This window comes from Pseudomonas sp. R38(2017), from assembly GCF_002112395.1.
Classification (GTDB): Bacteria; Pseudomonadota; Gammaproteobacteria; order Pseudomonadales; family Pseudomonadaceae; genus Aquipseudomonas.
Genome location: NZ_NEHN01000002.1, coordinates 558068 through 576362, shown reverse-complemented (window position 1 = coordinate 576362; position 18295 = coordinate 558068). Strand labels below are relative to the sequence as shown.

General features: G+C 58.2%; 12 protein-coding genes. 2 read left to right on the top strand and 10 right to left on the bottom strand.

Features of this window, described 5'->3' with window-relative positions:
- Positions 1-110: 110 nt before the first annotated feature.
- Positions 111-1220 (top strand): PilT/PilU family type 4a pilus ATPase, encoded by a 1110-nt coding sequence (locus tag CAF87_RS06250; RefSeq protein WP_085730773.1) that lies wholly within the window; start codon positions 111-113, stop codon positions 1218-1220.
- 134 nt (positions 1221-1354) lie between these two features.
- Positions 1355-5125 (top strand): hypothetical protein, encoded by a 3771-nt coding sequence (locus tag CAF87_RS06245; RefSeq protein WP_085730774.1) that lies wholly within the window; start codon positions 1355-1357, stop codon positions 5123-5125.
- A gap of 37 nt (positions 5126-5162) precedes the next feature.
- Here the strand turns inward: CAF87_RS06245 and CAF87_RS06240 are convergent, their stop codons facing one another.
- The 10 genes from CAF87_RS06240 to CAF87_RS06195 all read right to left on the bottom strand — a co-directional run bounded on the left by CAF87_RS06240 (position 5163) and on the right by CAF87_RS06195 (position 18008).
- Positions 5163-7118: an acetoacetate--CoA ligase gene (locus CAF87_RS06240; protein WP_085730775.1), complete on the bottom strand. Its 1956-nt coding sequence runs from the start codon at positions 7116-7118 to the stop codon at positions 5163-5165.
- A gap of 63 nt (positions 7119-7181) precedes the next feature.
- The gene (gene hbdH / locus CAF87_RS06235; RefSeq protein WP_007952053.1) at positions 7182-7955 is read right to left on the bottom strand and encodes a 3-hydroxybutyrate dehydrogenase; all 774 of its coding nucleotides are present in this window, start codon (positions 7953-7955) and stop codon (positions 7182-7184) included.
- Positions 7956-7962: 7 nt separating this feature from the next.
- A complete protein-coding gene (locus CAF87_RS06230) occupies positions 7963-9354 on the bottom strand; it encodes a GntP family permease (protein ID WP_085730776.1) in 1392 nt (463 codons plus the stop codon).
- A 274-nt stretch (positions 9355-9628) separates the two neighbouring features.
- Positions 9629-11044: a sigma-54-dependent Fis family transcriptional regulator gene (locus CAF87_RS06225; protein ID WP_085730777.1), complete on the bottom strand. Its 1416-nt coding sequence runs from the start codon at positions 11042-11044 to the stop codon at positions 9629-9631.
- A gap of 40 nt (positions 11045-11084) precedes the next feature.
- Entirely contained in the window at positions 11085-12659 is a 1575-nt protein-coding gene (locus CAF87_RS06220; RefSeq protein WP_085730778.1) for an ABC transporter ATP-binding protein, read from the bottom strand.
- Positions 12660-12672: 13 nt separating this feature from the next.
- Positions 12673-13695: an ABC transporter permease gene (locus CAF87_RS06215; RefSeq protein ID WP_085730779.1), complete on the bottom strand. Its 1023-nt coding sequence runs from the start codon at positions 13693-13695 to the stop codon at positions 12673-12675.
- On the bottom strand, positions 13695-14756 hold the full coding sequence (locus tag CAF87_RS06210) for a microcin C ABC transporter permease YejB (RefSeq protein ID WP_085730780.1): 1062 nt from the start codon (positions 14754-14756) through the stop codon (positions 13695-13697). Before CAF87_RS06210 ends, CAF87_RS06215 begins: the two co-directional genes overlap by 1 nt.
- Positions 14756-16624 (bottom strand): extracellular solute-binding protein, encoded by a 1869-nt coding sequence (locus tag CAF87_RS06205; RefSeq protein ID WP_085730781.1) that lies wholly within the window; start codon positions 16622-16624, stop codon positions 14756-14758. Before CAF87_RS06205 ends, CAF87_RS06210 begins: the two co-directional genes overlap by 1 nt.
- Before the next feature lie 135 nt (positions 16625-16759).
- The gene (locus tag CAF87_RS06200; protein WP_041478733.1) at positions 16760-17041 is read right to left on the bottom strand and encodes a peptidylprolyl isomerase; all 282 of its coding nucleotides are present in this window, start codon (positions 17039-17041) and stop codon (positions 16760-16762) included.
- 97 nt (positions 17042-17138) lie between these two features.
- Complete coding sequence (locus CAF87_RS06195) at positions 17139-18008, bottom strand: triacylglycerol lipase (RefSeq protein WP_085730782.1); 870 nt, start codon at positions 18006-18008, stop codon at positions 17139-17141.
- Positions 18009-18295: the final 287 nt, after the last annotated feature.

The window sequence follows — 18295 nt, the reverse complement described above, 5'->3', positions numbered from 1 at the left end:
TCGGTCGGTGAGGCGGCGTCTACTATCCTAGTGCGGTAGACGCTGTAAGGCCCGTCGCGTCACGACGCACGGTCTTAAGTTCCTTGAAAGCTTCGCAGGTGTTTTTGGCCATGGAAATCGACGCACTGCTCAAACAACTGGTGAGCCGCCACGGTTCGGATCTGTTCCTGTCCACGGGGGCGCCGCCCAGTGCGCGGTTTGACGGCGTGCTGACACCTTTGAGCGAGCAGTCGTTCAAGCCCGGCGAAGTGGCAACCGTCGCCGCGTCCCTGATGGACGCCGAACAGCGCCGGGAGTTCGACCGTGATCTGGAAATGAACCTGGCGATTTCCCGAACAGGGATCGGTCGTTTCCGGGTCAACATCTTCAAGCAGCGCAATGACGTGTCGATCGTGATCCGCAACGTCAAACTCGACATCCCGCGATTTGAAGACCTGAAACTGCCGCCGGTACTGCTCGAAACGGTCATGCTCAAGCAGGGGCTGATACTGTTCGTCGGCGCTACCGACTCGGGCAAGTCCACGTCGCTGGCGGCGCTGATCGACCATCGCAATCGTCATAGCCGCGGGCACATCGTCACAATCGAAGATCCGATTGAATATATCCATCGACATCAGCAATCAATCATCAATCAGCGTGAAGTCGGTGTCGACACCCGCAGTTTTCATGCCGCGCTGAAGAACACCCTGCGCCAGGCGCCAGACGTCGTACTGATCGGCGAGATTCGCGACCGCGAAACCATGGAGCATGCGCTGGCCTTTGCCGAGACGGGGCATCTGGTGTTGTCCACGTTGCATGCCAATAACGCCAATCAGGCACTGGATCGGATCATCAACATGTTTTCGGAAGAACGCCGATCGCAGTTGTTGCAGGCGCTGGGCGGCAACTTGAAAGCATGCATTTCTCAACGTCTGGTGCGTACGGTTGATGGACAAAGACGCGCGGTCGTGGAGGTGCTGCTGGGCACGCCAACGATCACTGATTTTGTCCGGCGTGGCGAGTTCGAAGAGCTCAAATCCATCATGGAAAAATCTACGGAACTTGGCATGCAAACTTTTGATGGTGCCTTGTTCAATTTGGTTTCGCAGGGGGTTGTAAGTAAGCAGGAGGCATTGAAGAACGCTGATTCAGCCAATAATCTAAAGTTACGAATCAAGCTTGTCGCAGATCCGAATAATGATCCGGATGCAACTCCGGGAGAGTGGGGGTTGATAGAGTGAGTTTGCATGCTGTTTGTGTGTAAGGGTGGCCATTGGTAATGGTGTTTAATATTTTTGCACTGGATCGTATGCCTGGGGAACAGTAAAACATCATCGAGCTGAGGATTCAGCACTTAACTTGATGAGGTTTTTTAATGTCTGTCGCTAAAAGAAACAAGTTGTTCCGGTCGTCGACCATTGCGCTTGCCGAGTGGAAAAAAAGGTCTCAGGGCGATGCAGACGAATGCCGCGAAGTACTGCAACAACTGGACGTCGTGCTGAACAGTTTTTCAGATGATCAGGATATTTACTGGTTTGACTATGATGTAAAGTTAAAAGCAGGGTCGTCGCTGTTCGAGATTTATAACCCTGGCATGCTCTTGTTCAATAATCTGGAGAAGCTCGGAGCGGTATTCGGGGCACTTATTCGGGAGGGCGTACGCGATCATGAGGGTTTGTTTTGTGTAACTGCAGACGGCAAGATGGAGGTTTTCGACGAAGATAGAGGTTGGGTGGATCTGGTTGCGGCAGACCACTTCGATCACAGTGAAGAGATTCAATCAACAATCAAAGTGATTGCGGATGTGGCCCGCACGGCAGGGGGGTATATATGGACCAATCACGATGTCACGCTTGAGCAGTGGTTCAGGTTCCATGAAATCGACTTGCCGAGAAAAAATGCGCAAGTCAGGAATCTTATCGAAATATTGAAGTTTGATCCGCAAGTAGAAGAGCCTGAAAACTACTGGGAACATTTCGAGAGCGACGGTCAGGTCTTGGTCACACTGTCGGATGAGCAATTTGCGGAGATTCGTCAGGCGAAAACAAAATTCTTGCCACCGTACAAAATGTTGACTGCCTTTTATATCGAGACCGGACGCGCTCCGGTGTCCAATGAAAATGCCAATCAGCGCATTGCCGAATATGTTCGTCACGCCTTCCCCCGGGCGTTTGCGGAGAAATGCTTGCGAGAATTGGGCTGGTTTAAAGAGAACGAACAAGGGACTTTCTCCGACACTGTTCTGCAGCAGTTCTTGATAACCTCCATATTGCTCGATATAGCCCCGTGGGTCGGCCATAGCCATAAACGTAGGCACATTCAATCGTTTGACTTGTATGCGCCGTCCTTTGTTGATTGGCATCCGTCGGCTGTGCGCGTGTTGCTCACCGATTATCTTGCGGGCAGTGACTGGCTTGATCGACGTTGGGGGCCGCTGGTAACGCACTTGCTCCTGTCGAGGACGGCGCCGGAGTTTCTGGTTCGTGAGGTCCCGGCTTCAGTCACACTCGGATCGATTGCATGGGTGAAGCTATGTCGTGCCGTAGCACTGGTGGAAGCGGTGAAAACCGGTGCGTCGCGAGTACTGAGTTACTCGCAGATCATGGCCTATGTGGACCTTGAACCGGTCAGTGAGGCGCAAAAACATCTATGGGATCTGGCCATGATTGACCCGATCGTCGATTGGGCACTGCTTAACCGGATTGTGACAAGCACTGAATTCGATCAAGCAGAAGAGGCGACTACCCGACGTGCGATCGAAGCGTTCGAACAACACTCGGATCAACTTGCCCAGATAGCTAGTGCATTTTCGACGCCATTACCTTCCAGGGCAGACATCGCCCGAGCGGCTTTGAAAGTGGCGGCACCGGGTTGTGACACCCTGGATGAAAAGGCGCTCTCGTTGCTGGGGGGGCAGCAAGTCATGTCTATGGTCGATCTGCATCAGTCGGGCGATCTGGTCACTGGCAAGTGGGACAGGCGCACCGTACGCCTGGTGACTAACGGGGTGCCCAAGCCGGCCATCAATTACAACCCGTCGGGTATCAGTCTGTATACGCGTTACCCAAAATTGCTGAAACTCACTTCCTGTGACGAGGAGATGGATCGTCAGTTGGCCGTGCATTTGACGGAACTCAACAGCGCCATGTTGTCGACAGTGAAACTGGCGTTGGCGCAGATGCCCGCACCGGATCTGAAAGTATTCATGAATGCGCAGATAAGCTTTCTAACAGTACGCGAATCATCGATTTACTATGTTAGCCGTCGTATCGGTGGCCCATTCGATTTCACTCAGGGAAGAGAAACACAGCAAAGCAGAGACGCTGCAACCGGGCGCTTCGGACTCGTGATGTGTGCTTCTCATAACGGTGTCTTCATTTGCTATGAACTGTTTACCTCACGTGGAGAGTTCCGGAAAAACGACGCTCTGGGCAGCTTGATCATTCGCGAGCGAAAACTCGAACAGCGTTCACGGATTAGCCGTCCGGCGGATTTGACTACACAACTGACGCTGACTTATCCGCAAAGCCTGCCGCTCAATGTGAAATGCTACACCCACGCAGCAGCTCCGGATTCTGCTATTACCACCAGCTTGGCGATCATCGATAACTTTGGTTTGCTGCCGGAGCCCGCTGCATCTGCAAACCCCAAGCAGGGTTTATATCAACGCTTCAACGATCCGAACATTGCGCGTATCGCCGACTTCATCGTCAAAAACCGCCCATTCCTGGATGCCGGTGAACTTAGAGAACTGGTGCGCATTCCGACGCCACTTGAAAGTTCTCAAGAGCAGGGGGAACAACTGCTCACCTATTTCATCGACCTGATTGTACCGTTCAAGAAATGTATTCAGGACGTCGCATCCGGTGAACATGACAAGGTGGTAGATGGCGTCTACGGTTGTCTGATGGACGGTATCGGTCTTGTGGGAACGGTGGCGGGAGCCAGTTCGAAAGCGTTGAGTATTTCTGCCAAGGCCATTTCCACGACATCAAAAGCGGCGCGTTTTTCCAGGTTGGCTTTCACCTCGGCGATTTCCCTTTTCAATCCGTTCGACGGTGTGCCATCGGGCCTGCAGTCAAGTGGGAAACTCGTGCACAAAGGCTTGTTGCGGTTCAATAAAAATACCCACGAGCTTATTACCGTAGCGCGGAAACAACTGCGCACGCTGAGCGATAGTCGACAATCCTTTGACTTGATCGACAACTCCCGTAGTACGCAATTCGGGCTTGGCACATGGCGGCCGCGTGGCACTACTGGCGACAACATCGCAGTGCTTGCCGCACGTGAAGATAAAAATTGGTTTGCCTTGAATCGTCGCGGCGACTTATGGGGCAAGCCGCTGGTTGGTTTTTCGTATCGAGCGCCTGTGCGGTTGCCTTACTCACCTAAAACCTTGCCAGAGAGCTACACGCGCAGGTTCATTGAACAAAGTCTGCCGCGTGCCCGAGCGAAAATTGACGATGCTATCGCAGTCCTTCAGCGGCATGACTTGAAACAAGATTGCAGCAAGGTAATGAAAATTATGTTCGGCGATACTTCGGCGGCTGCCACTAATCGTCTGGTGAACTATCTACGCTTGATCCGCTTTGACTTTGCCGGTTTTTCGATGAGTAACATTTTGCTCGATGCGGTGAAGGAACACGATGTGCTTGCAGCGTTCGACGTGGGCAGTTACAAACGCTGGAAAAGCACGGGTTCAGGTAATGAAGCGGGTATTGCCTTTGTTGAAATCTATACCAAGAGCCTCAACAGGCACTTTACAGGTCTGGGCTTCAACCATGACGTGGTCGCTGATGACCTGATTCACGAGCTGTTCCATGGGGCTGCCCAAACCGATGACATTGGCTATGCCACCGATGCAGAGTTCGAGAGTACCCGGGGGCAGCGACTCGACGTGACGCCATTGCTGAATATCGCCCTGGGTTGTTTGCCTGTGTCGGAGGAAGGCACGGAATGCCATCAGCCTGAGAAGGCATTTGCAAATGCCGATTCTCTGGCTGTGGCGACGTCGTTATTCAGTCAGCTTTACTCCAACAAAGTTACGTATGACCGCAACATGGCGATTCTTGGCAGTGCAGTCGACACCAGTGACGGCAAGCCAATTGTTGCCCCGGTTATCATCACGTTGAACACACCCGTGTGATCGTGTCGGTTTTCGGTTGATTCAAAACGACCTCCGATCAGGTCATCAGCTCCGGCCGATCCCGAAATTGCTCCAGGGCCTCGGGATTGGCCAACGCATCGGTGTTTTTCACCGGTTCACCGTGCACCACATTGCGCACGGCCAGCTCCACCACCTTTCCGCTGATGGTGCGCGGAATGTCCGTGACGGCGACGATCTTCGCCGGTACATGGCGTGGTGTGGTGTTGGCGCGGATCACTTGGCGGATCTGCTGTTGCAGTGCGTCATCCAGGGTTACGCTTTCCTTTAGGCGCACGAACAGCACCACGCGTACATCGTCCTGCCACTGCTGGCCGATGGCGACGCTGTCCAGCACTTGCGGGACTTTCTCCACTTGCCGGTAAATTTCTGCTGTGCCGATGCGAACGCCGCCGGGGTTGAGCACGGCATCGGAGCGACCGTGAATCAGCATCCCGCCGTGGGGCAGTTGTTCGGCGTAGTCACCCTGGGCCCAGACGCCGGGGAACTGGCTGAAATAGGATTTGCGCAGTTTCTCGCCGTCCGGATCATTCCACAGTCCAATCGGCATCGCCGGAAATGGCCGGGTACACACCAGCTCGCCTTTCTCACCGATAACCGGTTGCCCGGCGTCGTTCCAGACTTCAACCGCCATGCCCAGGCTCTTGCCCATGATTTCACCACGGCGTACCGCTGACATCGGATTGCCGTTGACGAAGCAGGACACGATGTCGGTGCCGCCGGACATTGAGGACAGGCAAACGTCCGGTTTGAAGTCGCGATAGACGAAATCATAACTCTGCGGCGACAACGCAGAACCTGTGCAGAGCAAGGTTTTCAGGTGGCTCAGGTCATGGTTTTCACGGGGCTTGATGCCGCTGCTTTCAAGGGTCGCGAGAAATTTCGGGCTGGTGCCGAACACGCTGACCTGCTCGTCATCGAGCAGCTCCAGCAATCGCTGGTTGTCCGGATAAAACGGTGAACCGTCATAGAGCACCACCGCGCTGCCGACCGCCAGCGCCGAGACCAGCCAGTTCCACATCATCCAGCCGCAGGTGGTGTAGTAGAACAAGCGGTCGCCGGGCCCCAAATCGACATGCAACCCGTGCTCCTTGGCGTGCTGCAGCAGTACGCCGCCCGTACTGTGAACGATGCACTTCGGCACGCCGGTGGTTCCGCTGGAATACAGCACATACAGCGGATGGTCGAACGGCACCGGGACGAATTGCGGCTCATCGCCGGGTTCATAGAAGTCGTCCCATAGCGTGACGTTGGCGGGTGTCCGGTAATCCGTGGCATGGGCGTGGGGGCGTGCGTACGGCACGATGATCAGTTGTTGCAAGGACGGCAGCTGCTGGAGGATTTCGTTGATCTTGACGGTCTGGTCGATCTCTTTTCCGGCGTAACGGTAACTGGCGCAGGTGATCAGCACTTTCGGTTCAATCTGACCAAAGCGGTCGATTACGCCGTGGGTGCCGAAGTCCGGTGACGAGCACGACCAGATTGCGCCAAGACTGGTGGTTGCGAGCATCGCGACCAGGGTTTGCCAAGTGTTGGGCATGCAGGCTGCGACCCGGTCGCCGAGCACGACGCCGGCCGCTTGCAGGCTGGCCTGGAACCCGGCGACTTGCCGGGCCAGTTCGGCCCAGGTCAGCAGTTCACGCTGGCCGTTTTCCGCGATGGCGATCACAGCGACGGCTTCGTCCCGTCGACTCAGCAGGTGTTCGGCGAAGTTTAACGTAGCGCCGGGAAACCACTCGGCACCGGGCATTTTCATGCCTTTGCGCAGGACCGCGTCAGGCTGGGTGTGAAAGCTGATACCGAAGAAATCCACGATCGCCTGCCAGAACGCTTCGCGCTGGTCGATGGACCATTGATGCAGGGCGGGGTAGTCATCGAGCTTCAGGTGGTGGCGCTGATTGATGAAGCGCCGAAAGCCGTCCATGCGGGACCGGGCAATACGTTTGGCATCGGGCTGCCAGAGAATATCGGACATGGTTTGCCTCTTATTGTTTGTCAGAAGGCTCCCACCGCAAAGCGGGAGCGATCAGTTGCACGCTTACTGAGCGAGCCAGCCGCCATCGATATTCCATGCGGCGCCGCGCACCTGGCTGCCGGCCTCGCTGCACAGGAACAACACCAGTTCACCGAGGTGCGCAGGCGTGACGAACTCCAGCGACGGCTGTTTCTCGGCCAACAGATCGTGTTGTGCCTGCTGCGGGTCGACACCCTTGGCCGCGCGATCGTCGATCTGTTTCTGCACCAGCGGCGTCAACACCCAGCCCGGGCAAATCGCATTGCAGGTGACATTGCTGGCGGCGGTTTCCAGGCCGACCACTTTGGTCAGGCCGATCACGCCATGCTTGGCCGCCACATACGCCGCTTTGCCGGTGGAACCGACCAGGCCGTGCACCGAGGCGATGTTGACGATCCGGCCCCAGCCCTTGGCGCGCATGCCCGGCAGGCTCAGGCGGGTGCTGTGAAACACCGACGACAGGTTGATGGCGATGATCGAATCCCAACGCTCCACCGGAAATTCCTCAACCGCCGCGACATGCTGGATACCGGCGTTGTTGACCAGAATGTCCACGCCGCCGAACTCGCGCTCGGCGTAGGCGATCATGTCGGCGATCTGCGCCGGGTCGCTGACGTCCGCCGGGTGATGGCCGACCTTGCCACCGAACTGTTCGACTTCGGCAATCACCTTCGAGGCATCGCCAAAACCGTTTAGGATCAGGTTGGCGCCGGCTTTGGCCAGCGTGAGCGCAATGCCCAGTCCGATGCCGCTGGTGGAGCCGGTGACCAGTGCGGTCTTGCCAGAAAGAGTCGTCATGAATACCTCACACAATGCCAGTGGCGTAGAAAGTGCCGATTACCACGAAAACCGCCAGGGTCTTGATCAGCGTAATACAGAAAATGTCCTTGTAGGCCTCACGGTGGGTCAGGCCGGTGACGGCGAGCAGGGTGATCACCGCGCCATTGTGCGGCAGGGTGTCCATGCCGCCGCTGGCCATCGCAGCCACCCGGTGGAGCACTTCCAGTGGAATGTTGGCGGCGTGGGCGGCGCTGATGAACTGTTCGGACATTGCCGCGAGGGCGATGCTCATCCCGCCCGAGGCGGAGCCGGTGATGCCGGCCAGCAGGGTCACGGTGATCGCTTCGTTGACCAGCGGATTGGGAATGCTCTTGAGCCAGTCGGCCAGCACCAGAAAACCCGGCAAAGAGGCGATGACCGCGCCGAAACCGTATTCAGACGCGGTGTTCATCGCCGCCAGCAGCGCGCCGCTGACTGCGCTTTTACTGCCCTCGGCGAGCTTGCTTTTGATCGCTTTAAAACCGAATGCCAGCACCATCAGGATGCCCACCAGCAAAGCCGCTTGCACCGCCCAGATCGCGGTGAGCTTGGCGATTTCGGTGGTCACCGGTGCGGCCATGCCTGGCAGCGCGAGGCTGTGGGTCTTGCCGTACCACTGCGGAATCCATTGGGTGAACAGCAGGTTCATGATGCCCACCGCCAGCAGCGGCGACAGGGCGATCCACGGATTTGGCAGTTTCAGGTCTTCGGCGGTTTCCGGTTCGTTGCGCAGTTCGGTGCCGTAGCCTTCGCCTGCACGCTGAGCCTTGTTGCGTTGGCGCTGCAGGAACAGCATGCCGGCGCAGAACACGAAAATCGTGCCGATCACACCTAGCCACGGCGCCGCCCATGCGGTGGTGTTGAAGAAGGTGCTGGGGATGATGTTCTGGATCTGTGGTGTGCCGGGCAAGGCGTCCATGGTGAACGAAAACGCGCCGAGGGCGATGGTCGCCGGGATCAGGCGCTTGGGGATGTTGCTCTGGCGGAACATCTCCGCTGCGAACGGGTAGACCGCGAACACGACGACGAACAGCGAAACGCCGCCGTAGGTAAGCAGGGCGCAGACCAGAACGATCACCAGCATCGCCTGGCGCGTGCCAAGCAGACGAATCGCTGCTGCGACAATCGAACGGGAGAAGCCCGACAGCTCGATCAGCTTGCCGAACACGGCGCCGAGCAGGAACACGGGAAAGTAGAGTTTGATGAAACCGACCATTTTCTCCATGAATACCCCGGTGAAAGCAGGGGCGACGGCGGACGGGTCGGTGAGCAGAACGGCGCCGAGGGCGGCGATCGGGGCGAAAAGGATAACGCTATAGCCACGGTAGGCCGCGAGCATCAGCAGCGAGAGGGCTGCCAAGGCGATGATCACACTCATGGTGTGCTCCTTCGATTGTTATTTTTGTGGGTGGAACGGGTACAGGAGGGGGCTATAGCGAGAACTGTGCCAAATGGTTAAGTGATTGAAACAAAAGGAATTAGTTTGGTTTTGGCACTGGTTTTTCGAAGTTTTGTCTCTGTTTAGAGATTTCTATAGCTGGGAGGACGCTTTCGCGGGCAAGCCCGCTCACACAGTTGAGCGTATTCCCCTATGGGGGCGGGCTTGCTCGCGAAGCTTTCGATGTAGTCTTGATTTAGAGAATGTTGTCTCTTTATTGAGACTCTACGATTCCAAGCGCAATCATCTTCTTGTATAGCGTCGAGCGCCCCAGTCCCAGCCGCTCAGCTGCCTCGATCACCTTGCCCCCGCATTGCGCGAGAGTGGATTGAATCAACTGCCGGTCAAACCGCTCACGAGCCTGACTGAAGGTCTCGTTGGTTGCCGGTTCTGACAGAGGCGCCAGGGTTCGCTCAACCGGTGTAAACGTGCCAATCGCGGCACGAATGTCATCCGCCGTCAGCATCAAGTCATCACTGAGCAACGCTGCTCGCTCCAGCACGTTGCGCAACTCGCGAATGTTCCCCGGCCAGGCATGCTGACCCAACAGCTCCAGGGCTTCGCGATTGAGTTCATGCTGACTACGCAACTCTTCAAGAATCGCTTCACTGAGGGCCGGTAGATCGTCCAGCCGTTCACGCAGCGGCGGTACCTGAATCGGCAGCACGTTGAGCCGGTAATACAGGTCCGCTCGGAACTCGCCGCGCTTGATCGCCGCTTCCAGGTCCGTCGACGTTGCGGCAATCACCCGCACATCGCTTTGGATCACGTCGTTGGAGCCGACAGGTTCGAACTCCTTTTCCTGCAACACCCGCAGCAATTTGCTTTGCAGCGGCAGAGGCATGTCGCCGATCTCATCGAGAAACAGTGTCCCGCCCTGAGCGATCTGCAACTTGCCGGTGCGGCCCTTGCGGTCGGCACCGGTGAAGGCGCCGGGCGCAGTGCCGAAAAACTCGGCTTCGAGCAGCGCTTCCGGAATTGCCGCACTGTTGATGCTGACGAACGCCTTGTGCGCCCGGGGCGAGGCGCCGTGAATCGCCTGCGCCAGCAACTCCTTGCCGCTGCCGGTCTCGCCCAGCAGCAGAACCGGTGACTCTGCACTCGCGCTGCGCCGGGCACGGCGCTTGACCTCCAGGCTGGCAGCGCTGGTGCCGATGAAGTGGGCGAAGTTGTATTTGGTTTGCCTTGCGCGCAGCAGCGAGCGGGTCGAGGCGAGTTCTTCCTGCATGCTCAGGTAGCGCTTGAGCATCGGCGACAAGCTGCGCAGTTCATCGAACAGGGCAAAACCGATGGCGCCGATCACCGCGCCGGCATCGTCATGGATCGGCAGGCGCATCACCACCAGCGGTTCTTTTGGCGTGTCCTGCATGTCCAGAAGTATCGGTCGCCCCGTGCGCACCACTTCACGCAGAAGACTGCCAGGAATCACGCTTTCACAGGGCTTGCCGATGGCCCCGGCCGCAGAGTCGAGCCCGAAGCGCCGGGCATAGCGCTCGTTCATCCAGACGATGTTCGCATCGCGGTCGACAATCACCGTGCCTTCACTGGATTGCTCGATGATCTCGAACAGCGAACGGATCGCCAGGGTGCGGACCCGTTGGTAATCCTTGAGGCTTTCAGTGGTGTTCATGGCGGCGTCCATTGGCGGAAGTCAGGTGGCGCGATTATGCCTACCCCGGATGCGCCGCTGCCAACAGCTCTTTGGTATAGGGGTGCTGCGGTGAGTCGAACACGTCATGGCTGGCGCCGTGTTCGACCACTTTGCCGTCCTTGATCACGATAATGTCGTGGGCCAATGCCCGTACCACCGCCAGGTCGTGGCTGATGAACAGGTACGTCAGGCCATGTTTTTCCTGAAGCTGGCGGAGCAGGGCGACCACTTGCTTCTGCACGGTACGATCCAGCGCCGAAGTCGGCTCATCGAGCAGGATCAGCGCCGGTTTGAGCACCAGTGCCCGGGCAATAGCGATGCGCTGACGCTGGCCTCCGGAAAATTCGTGGGGGTAGCGATGACGGCTTTCAGGGTCGAGGCCGACTTCCTTGAGCACGCGGATCACCTGTGTGTCGCACTCGTCGGCGGTGGACTCGCAATGCACCTCCAGCCCTTCGCTGATGATCTGCGCCACCGACATGCGCGGGCTGAGGCTGCCGAACGGGTCCTGAAACACCACCTGCATCTGCCGGCGCCACGGCCGCAATTGCTTCTGATTGAGGCCGTCGAGGGACTCGCCCTGAAAGCGGATGCTGCCTTCGGAGTCGAGCAGGCGCAGGATCGCCTGACCCAGCGTTGACTTGCCCGAGCCAGACTCGCCGACGATGCCCAACGTTTTGCCGCGCTGGATATTCAGGCTGATGCCGTCCACGGCGCGCAGGCATTGCTTGCGCTGGAACAGTCCGCCGCCGACGACGAAATCCACCCGCAGGTCTTCGACTTCCAGCACGTTTTCTCGTTCGTCCCGGGGAAGCGCTTCGCCTTCCGGTTCGGCATTGAGCAACACGCAGCTGTAAGGGTGTTTCGGCTCGGTAAACAGCGTTTCGCAAGGTGCCTGCTCGACGATTTCCCCGGCCTTCATCACGCAAACCCGCTGGGCAATGCTGCGTACCAGATTGAGGTCATGGCTGATCAGCAGCAGCGACATGCCGAGACGTTGTTGCAGGGATTTGAGCAGCACCAGGATCTTGCGCTGCACGGTGACGTCGAGGGCCGTGGTCGGCTCGTCGGCGATCAACAGTTCCGGTTCGCAGGCCAGGGCCATGGCGATCATGACCCGCTGTCGCTGGCCGCCGGACAACTGATGCGGGTAAGCCTTCAGTCGTTCTTTCGGCTTCTGGATGCCCACCAGTTCAAGCAGTTCAAGAATGCGTTTCTGCGCTTCTTTACCGCCCATGCCTCGATGCAGCAGCAGGGTCTCGCCGATCTGCTTTTCAATGGTATGCAGCGGGTTGAGCGAGGTCATCGGCTCCTGAAAGATCATGGCGATGCGGTTGCCCCGCAGGTCGCGCAAAGTCTTGGGATCGGCAGCGACCAACTCCTTGCCGCGATAGCGAATGCTGCCGGTGGTTCGGGCTTCGCTATCCGGGAGCAGTTGCAGGATCGAGTGGGCCGTTACCGATTTGCCCGAGCCCGATTCGCCCACCAGCGCCAGGCACTCGCCGGGGCGGATGTCCAGGCACAGATTGCGCACCACGGTCTGGCCATGGAAGGCGACGCTGAGGTCACGGATTTCGATCAGGTTGTCAGTCATATCAAGGATCCGTTCATGAACGCGGGTCAAAGGCATCGCGCAATGCTTCGCCGATGAATACCAGCAGGGACAGAATCAGCGCGAGGGTGAAAAACGCCGTCAATCCTAGCCACGGTGCCTGCAGGTTCTGTTTGCCCTGGCCGATCAACTCGCCCAGCGATGCACTGCCGGCGGGCATGCCGAAGCCGAGGAAATCCAGCGCAGTCAGGGTGGAAATCGCCCCGGTCAGAATGAATGGCAGATAGCTCAGCGTGGCATTCATTGCGTTGGGCAGAATGTGCCGGAAGATCACCTTGCGGTCGGTCAGGCCCAGGGCCCGTGCAGCCTTGACGTATTCCAGGTTACGCCCGCGCAGGAACTCGGCGCGTACCACGTCCACTAGTGCCAGCCAGGAAAACAACGCCATGATTCCCAGAAGCCACCAGAAATTCGGTTCGACGAACCCCGAAAGAATGATCAGCAGGTACAGCACCGGCAGCCCCGACCAGACTTCAAGCAGACGCTGACCGAGCAAGTCGATCCAGCCACCGTAGTAGCCTTGCAGTGCGCCGGCCGCGATGCCGATCAGGGCGCTGACGAAGGTCAGCATCAGCGCGAACAGGATCGATACCCGCGCACCGAAAATCACCCTTGCCAGCACGTCCCGCGCCTGATCGTCGGTGCCCAGCCAGTTGACGGAAGTCGGTGGACTCGGCGCCGGTTTGTTGAGGTCGTAGTTCGGCGTGTCCTCACTGAACGGGATCGGCGGAAACAGCAGCCAGCCACCGTCCTTGCGGATCAGATTCTGGACGTAGTCGCTGCGGTAATCAGCCTGAAAGGGTAGTTGGCCGCCGAACTCCTGTTCGGTGTGGCGCTTGAGCACCGGGAAGTACCATTGGCCCTGATAGCTGACGACCAGTGGTTTGTCGTTGGCGATCAGCTCGCCACCGAGACTGATCACGAACAGGCCAATGAACAACCATAGCGACCACCAGCCTCGGCGGTTTTTCTTGAAACGTTCTAAACGACGCCGTCCCAGAGGCGAGAGCTTGAACATCAGGCATTCCTCGCGGCGAAGTCGATGCGCGGATCGACGAGCGTGTAGCACAGGTCGCCGATCAGTTTTATCAGGAGGCCGAACAGGGTGAAGATGAACAGCGAACCAAACACCACCGGGTAGTCCCGGGACACGGCAGCTTCGTAGCTCATCCGCCCGAGGCCGTCGAGGGAGAAAATCACCTCGATCAGCAACGAACCGGCAAAGAACACACTGATGAAGGCTTGGGGAATGCCCGACACCACCAGTAACATCGCGTTGCGAAACACATGACCATACAGCACCCGGCGTTCGCTCAGGCCTTTGGCGCGAGCGGTGACCACGTACTGACGGGTGATTTCATTGAGAAACGAGTTCTTGGTGAGGATGGTCAAGGTCGCAAAGCCGCCGATCACCAGCGCAGTCACCGGTAGAACAAGGTGCCAGAAATAGTCGGCAATCTTGCCCAGTGTCGACAGTGATTCGAAGTTGTCCGAGACCAGTCCGCGCACCGGAAACCAGTTCAGCGACGTACCGCCGGCAAACACCACGATCAGGAACATCGCGAACAGGAACGCCGGCATCGCGTAACCGATGATGATCGCCGTACTGCTCCAGATATCGAAATGACTGCCGTGGTGCACGGCTTTGCGGATGCCCAGCGGGATCGACACCAGATAGGTGATCAGCGTCGCCCACAACCCGAGGGAAATGGTCACCGGCATTTTCTGCAGGATCAGGTCGGTGACCGTGGCGCCGCGGAAGAAGCTCTTGCCGAAATCCAGCTGCGCATAGTTCGTGAGCATCAGCCACAGGCGTTCATGGGCCGGTTTGTCGAAGCCGTACTGTTTTTCGATGTCCTTGATCAGCTGCGGGTCGAGGCCACGGCTGGCGCGGGAGGTGCCGCTCATGGTCTCGCTCGCACCGCCACCGACACTGGCTCCGCCGATCCCCTGCAAGTGGGCAATGGCCTGTTCCACCGGACCACCCGGCGCGGCCTGGATGATCACGAAGTTGACCAGCAGAATGATCACCAGCGTCGGGATGATCAGCAGCAGGCGCCGCAGTATGTAAGCCCACATCAGTGCGGCCCTCCGGGTCTGCCACGGCTGATTTTCTCGGCCGTCATCTGCTGGTTGGTCAGCGGCGTGCTGCTGATTTCCCACCAGCTTTCGATCGCTTCGTCATTGCTCGCCTGTACGGTCGGAATACCGAAACGGTTCCACCACACGGTCGAGGTGCCCGGCGGGTAATAGTTGGGAATCCAGTAGTAATTCCATTGCAGCACTCGATCCAGCGCATGGGCGTAATGCAGCATGTCGGCCTGGGTCGAGGCGCGAATGAGGCCGTTGATCAAAGTGTCCACCGCCGGATTCTTCAGGACCATGTAGTTGTTGGCGCCGGGATCGTTGGCCGAGGCAGAACCGAAGTAGTTGAGCAGTTCGCCCCCGGGTGAGGTGGTGACCGGGTAACCGGTGACAATCATGTCGTAGTCGCGGCTCATCAGGCGATTGACGTACTGCGAAGAGTCGATGCGGCGGATATCGAGGTTGATGCCGATCTGTTTCAGGGTGCGCTTGTAGGGCAGCAGCAGCCGGTCCATGCCGTTCTGGCTGACCAGGAAGGTGAAGCTCAATGGCTCGCCCTGTGCGTTGACCAATTGATCGCCATCGGGTTTCCAGCCGGCCTGTTCCAGCAGTTCCAGCGCTTGCAACTGTTTGTCGCGGATCAGGCCGCTGCCATCAGTTTTCGGCGCCTCGAAGACCTGGGTGAAGACCTCGTCGGGAATCTGCCCGCGCAACGGTTCAAGAATCTTCAGTTCGGCAGCGTCCGGCAGTTCACGGGCGGCGAGGGCGCTGTTGGAAAAGTAACTCTGCTGGCGGATGTACATGTTGCGCATCATCTGCCGGTTGCTCCATTCGAAGTCCCAGAGCATGGCCAATGCCTGGCGTACGCGGCGGTCCTGAAACATCGGTTTCTGCAGGTTGAACACGAAGCCTTGCGCCGATTGCGGTGCTTCGGTTGCCAGGTGAGCCTTCTGCAGACGCCCATCGCTCAGGGCCGGGCTGTCGTAGCCGATCGAGTAGCCGGTAGCGGAAAATTCGCGGTTGTAGTCATAGGCACCGCCGCGCAATACCTGACGGGCGACGTCGGTGTCGCCGAAGTACTCGATGCTGAAGTGGTCGAAGTTGTAGAGCCCGCGGCTGACCGGCAAGTCCTTGCCCCACCAATCGGGATTACGCTCGAAGGTGATACTGCGTCCGGAATCGACCTTGCCGACCCGGTACGGGCCGCTGCCCAGCGGCGGTTCATAACCGCCACCGCCGGCGAAATCCCGGGTCTTCCACCAATGCTCGGGAAACACCGGCAGGGTTGCGATGTCCAGCGGCAGGGTGCGGTTTTCATTGCTCTTGAAGTCGAAGCGCACGGTGAGCGGCGCTTCGACTTCGACGCCTTTGACGTCGGCGAACTGGGTGCGATAGCGCAGGCTGCCCTGGGTCATGAGCAAATCGTAGGTGTAGCGCACGTCTTCGGCAGTGATCGGTTCACCATCGGCGAAGCGTGCCTTGGGATTGATGAAGAAGCGCAGGGACAGACCATCCTCGGAGCGCTCCATCTTCTGTGCCACCAGCCCGTAGACGGTGTAAGGCTCGTCCATCGAGCGCTGGGCCAGCGGGGAATACAGCAGGCCGTCGATCTGGGTGACGCCGATGCCTTTGTCGATGTAGGGCAGGACATGGTCGAAGTGACCGATCTCGATCGCCGAACGGCGCATCGTTCCGCCCTTGGGGGCCTGGGGATTGGTGTAGTCGAAGTGACTGAAATTGGCCGGGTACTTCGCTGGTTCGCCGTAAACGGTCAATGCATGCTGCGGTGCAGCGCTCACACCGGCGGCGCTCATCAACAGAGCCACGGCAGTGAACATCAAGGAGGAGAAAGCCAGTCGCATTGTCAGCCTTAGAGCCGGGTAATCGATAAGCGCAATTTGTACGCGAGCGCAGCGTTGTTCGCCAGCCGCGTGGTGTAACCAAAACACAACGGCCCGCCATCAGGCGGGCCGTTACACAGCGCAACGGACGAAGGATCAGTCCTGACGGCTGGTGACTTCCAGCAGGTGATAGCCGAACTGAGTCTTGACCGGGCCTTGCACGACGTTGATCGGTGCGCTGAACACTACGGTATCGAATTCCTTGACCATCTGGCCCGGGCCGAACGAGCCCAGATCACCGCCCTGGCGGCTGGACGGGCAAGTGGAGTTGGCTTTGGCGACTTCAGCGAAATCGGCGCCGGCTTCGATCTGGGCCTTGAGTTCGTTGCACTTGTCTTCGCTCGAAACCAGGATGTGGCGGGCAGTGGCTTTAGCCATGGGAAAAATCTCCAATCAAATCAGTAAAGGGAGGAGCCTACCGGATTCAGTGGCCGATTTCTCGGCAAAGTTCCGTTCGGTTGTTTGATGCAGGCTCTCAGAGGTTGGCCGCCTGCAAGTGCAAGGCGTGCTCGACGTACAACTTGATCGAATCGACTGCTCCGGCGTGCTTGTCAGCGGTTCGACCGAGGCTGCGCAGATGATCAATCGGATAGTCGGAGCGGATCACGGTGCCCAGATGAGAACTGTAGCGCCCGACGAAGCCATCGTTTTGCAGAGGTTCGGTCGTGAAGTACTGCGACAGAGCCCGGCAGATGTCTTGCACCGGGTCGGGTTTCTGCAGATTCAATGACGGTACGACACCACTCCAGGAGTAGTAGCGCACGTCATTGACCTGTTCGGCGCCTTGCCCGCCCCAGCTCTGCGGCAGGCCTTGCGGGTACTTGTCATTGAAGTCGCCGACGCCTTCGGTCGTCAGGGCATTCAATGCGGCCAATGCATGTTGCGGCAGCGCCGTGGTCCCGCTGAGGAGGCACAGAAAGTCAGAAAACAGTGTGGCCACGTTTTGCGCGACGATCTCCGGCAGGTTTCCGGGGATCAGTGCCTTGCGCAGGAAGTCCGCCAGTTCCGAACCGTGATTCGGTCCGCTGACCGATGTCACGGATGCAACTTTGTGTGGGGCAAGCGCTGCCGCGTACCGAGCAGCCAGTGCACCCTGGCTATGGCCGATCAGGTTGACTTTCGCCGCACCCGTGCCCTTGAGCACGGAGCCGATCTGGCAAAGCAGTTGTCTGCCGCGTACTTCGTTGTTGTGAATGGCTGACAAGTGCGGCACGAAAACCTGCGCCCCAATAGCCTTCAGCGCCTGCCTGACGTCGTGGAACAGCTCAACTGGGCCGATGCGCTCGAATCCGAACAAGCCGTGCACCAGGAGGATGGGGTAACGGGTGGTGGTGTCTTGTTGCATTTTTCATCCTTGATCGCAGAAGTTCATCGATATTTGCCGGGTGCCACTCTAAATCAGTCTCGGAGCTCTCGATGTATGAAGCGTCTGTCTCGGGCGGCGGAAACTGGGTCGGTGTGCGCAGGAAATATCCTCAAAGTTTGAAATCCGGATCGGAATATCTGGACGTCTTTTGTCTCGTCCAATGTATTTGTTCTGTAATTGCCTACCGATTGCGATGCGATTGCCGCCGGAGCACGGTGTAGATGGACGACATCATTTTTCGTGTCTGACTGATTGAATAGAGGCTC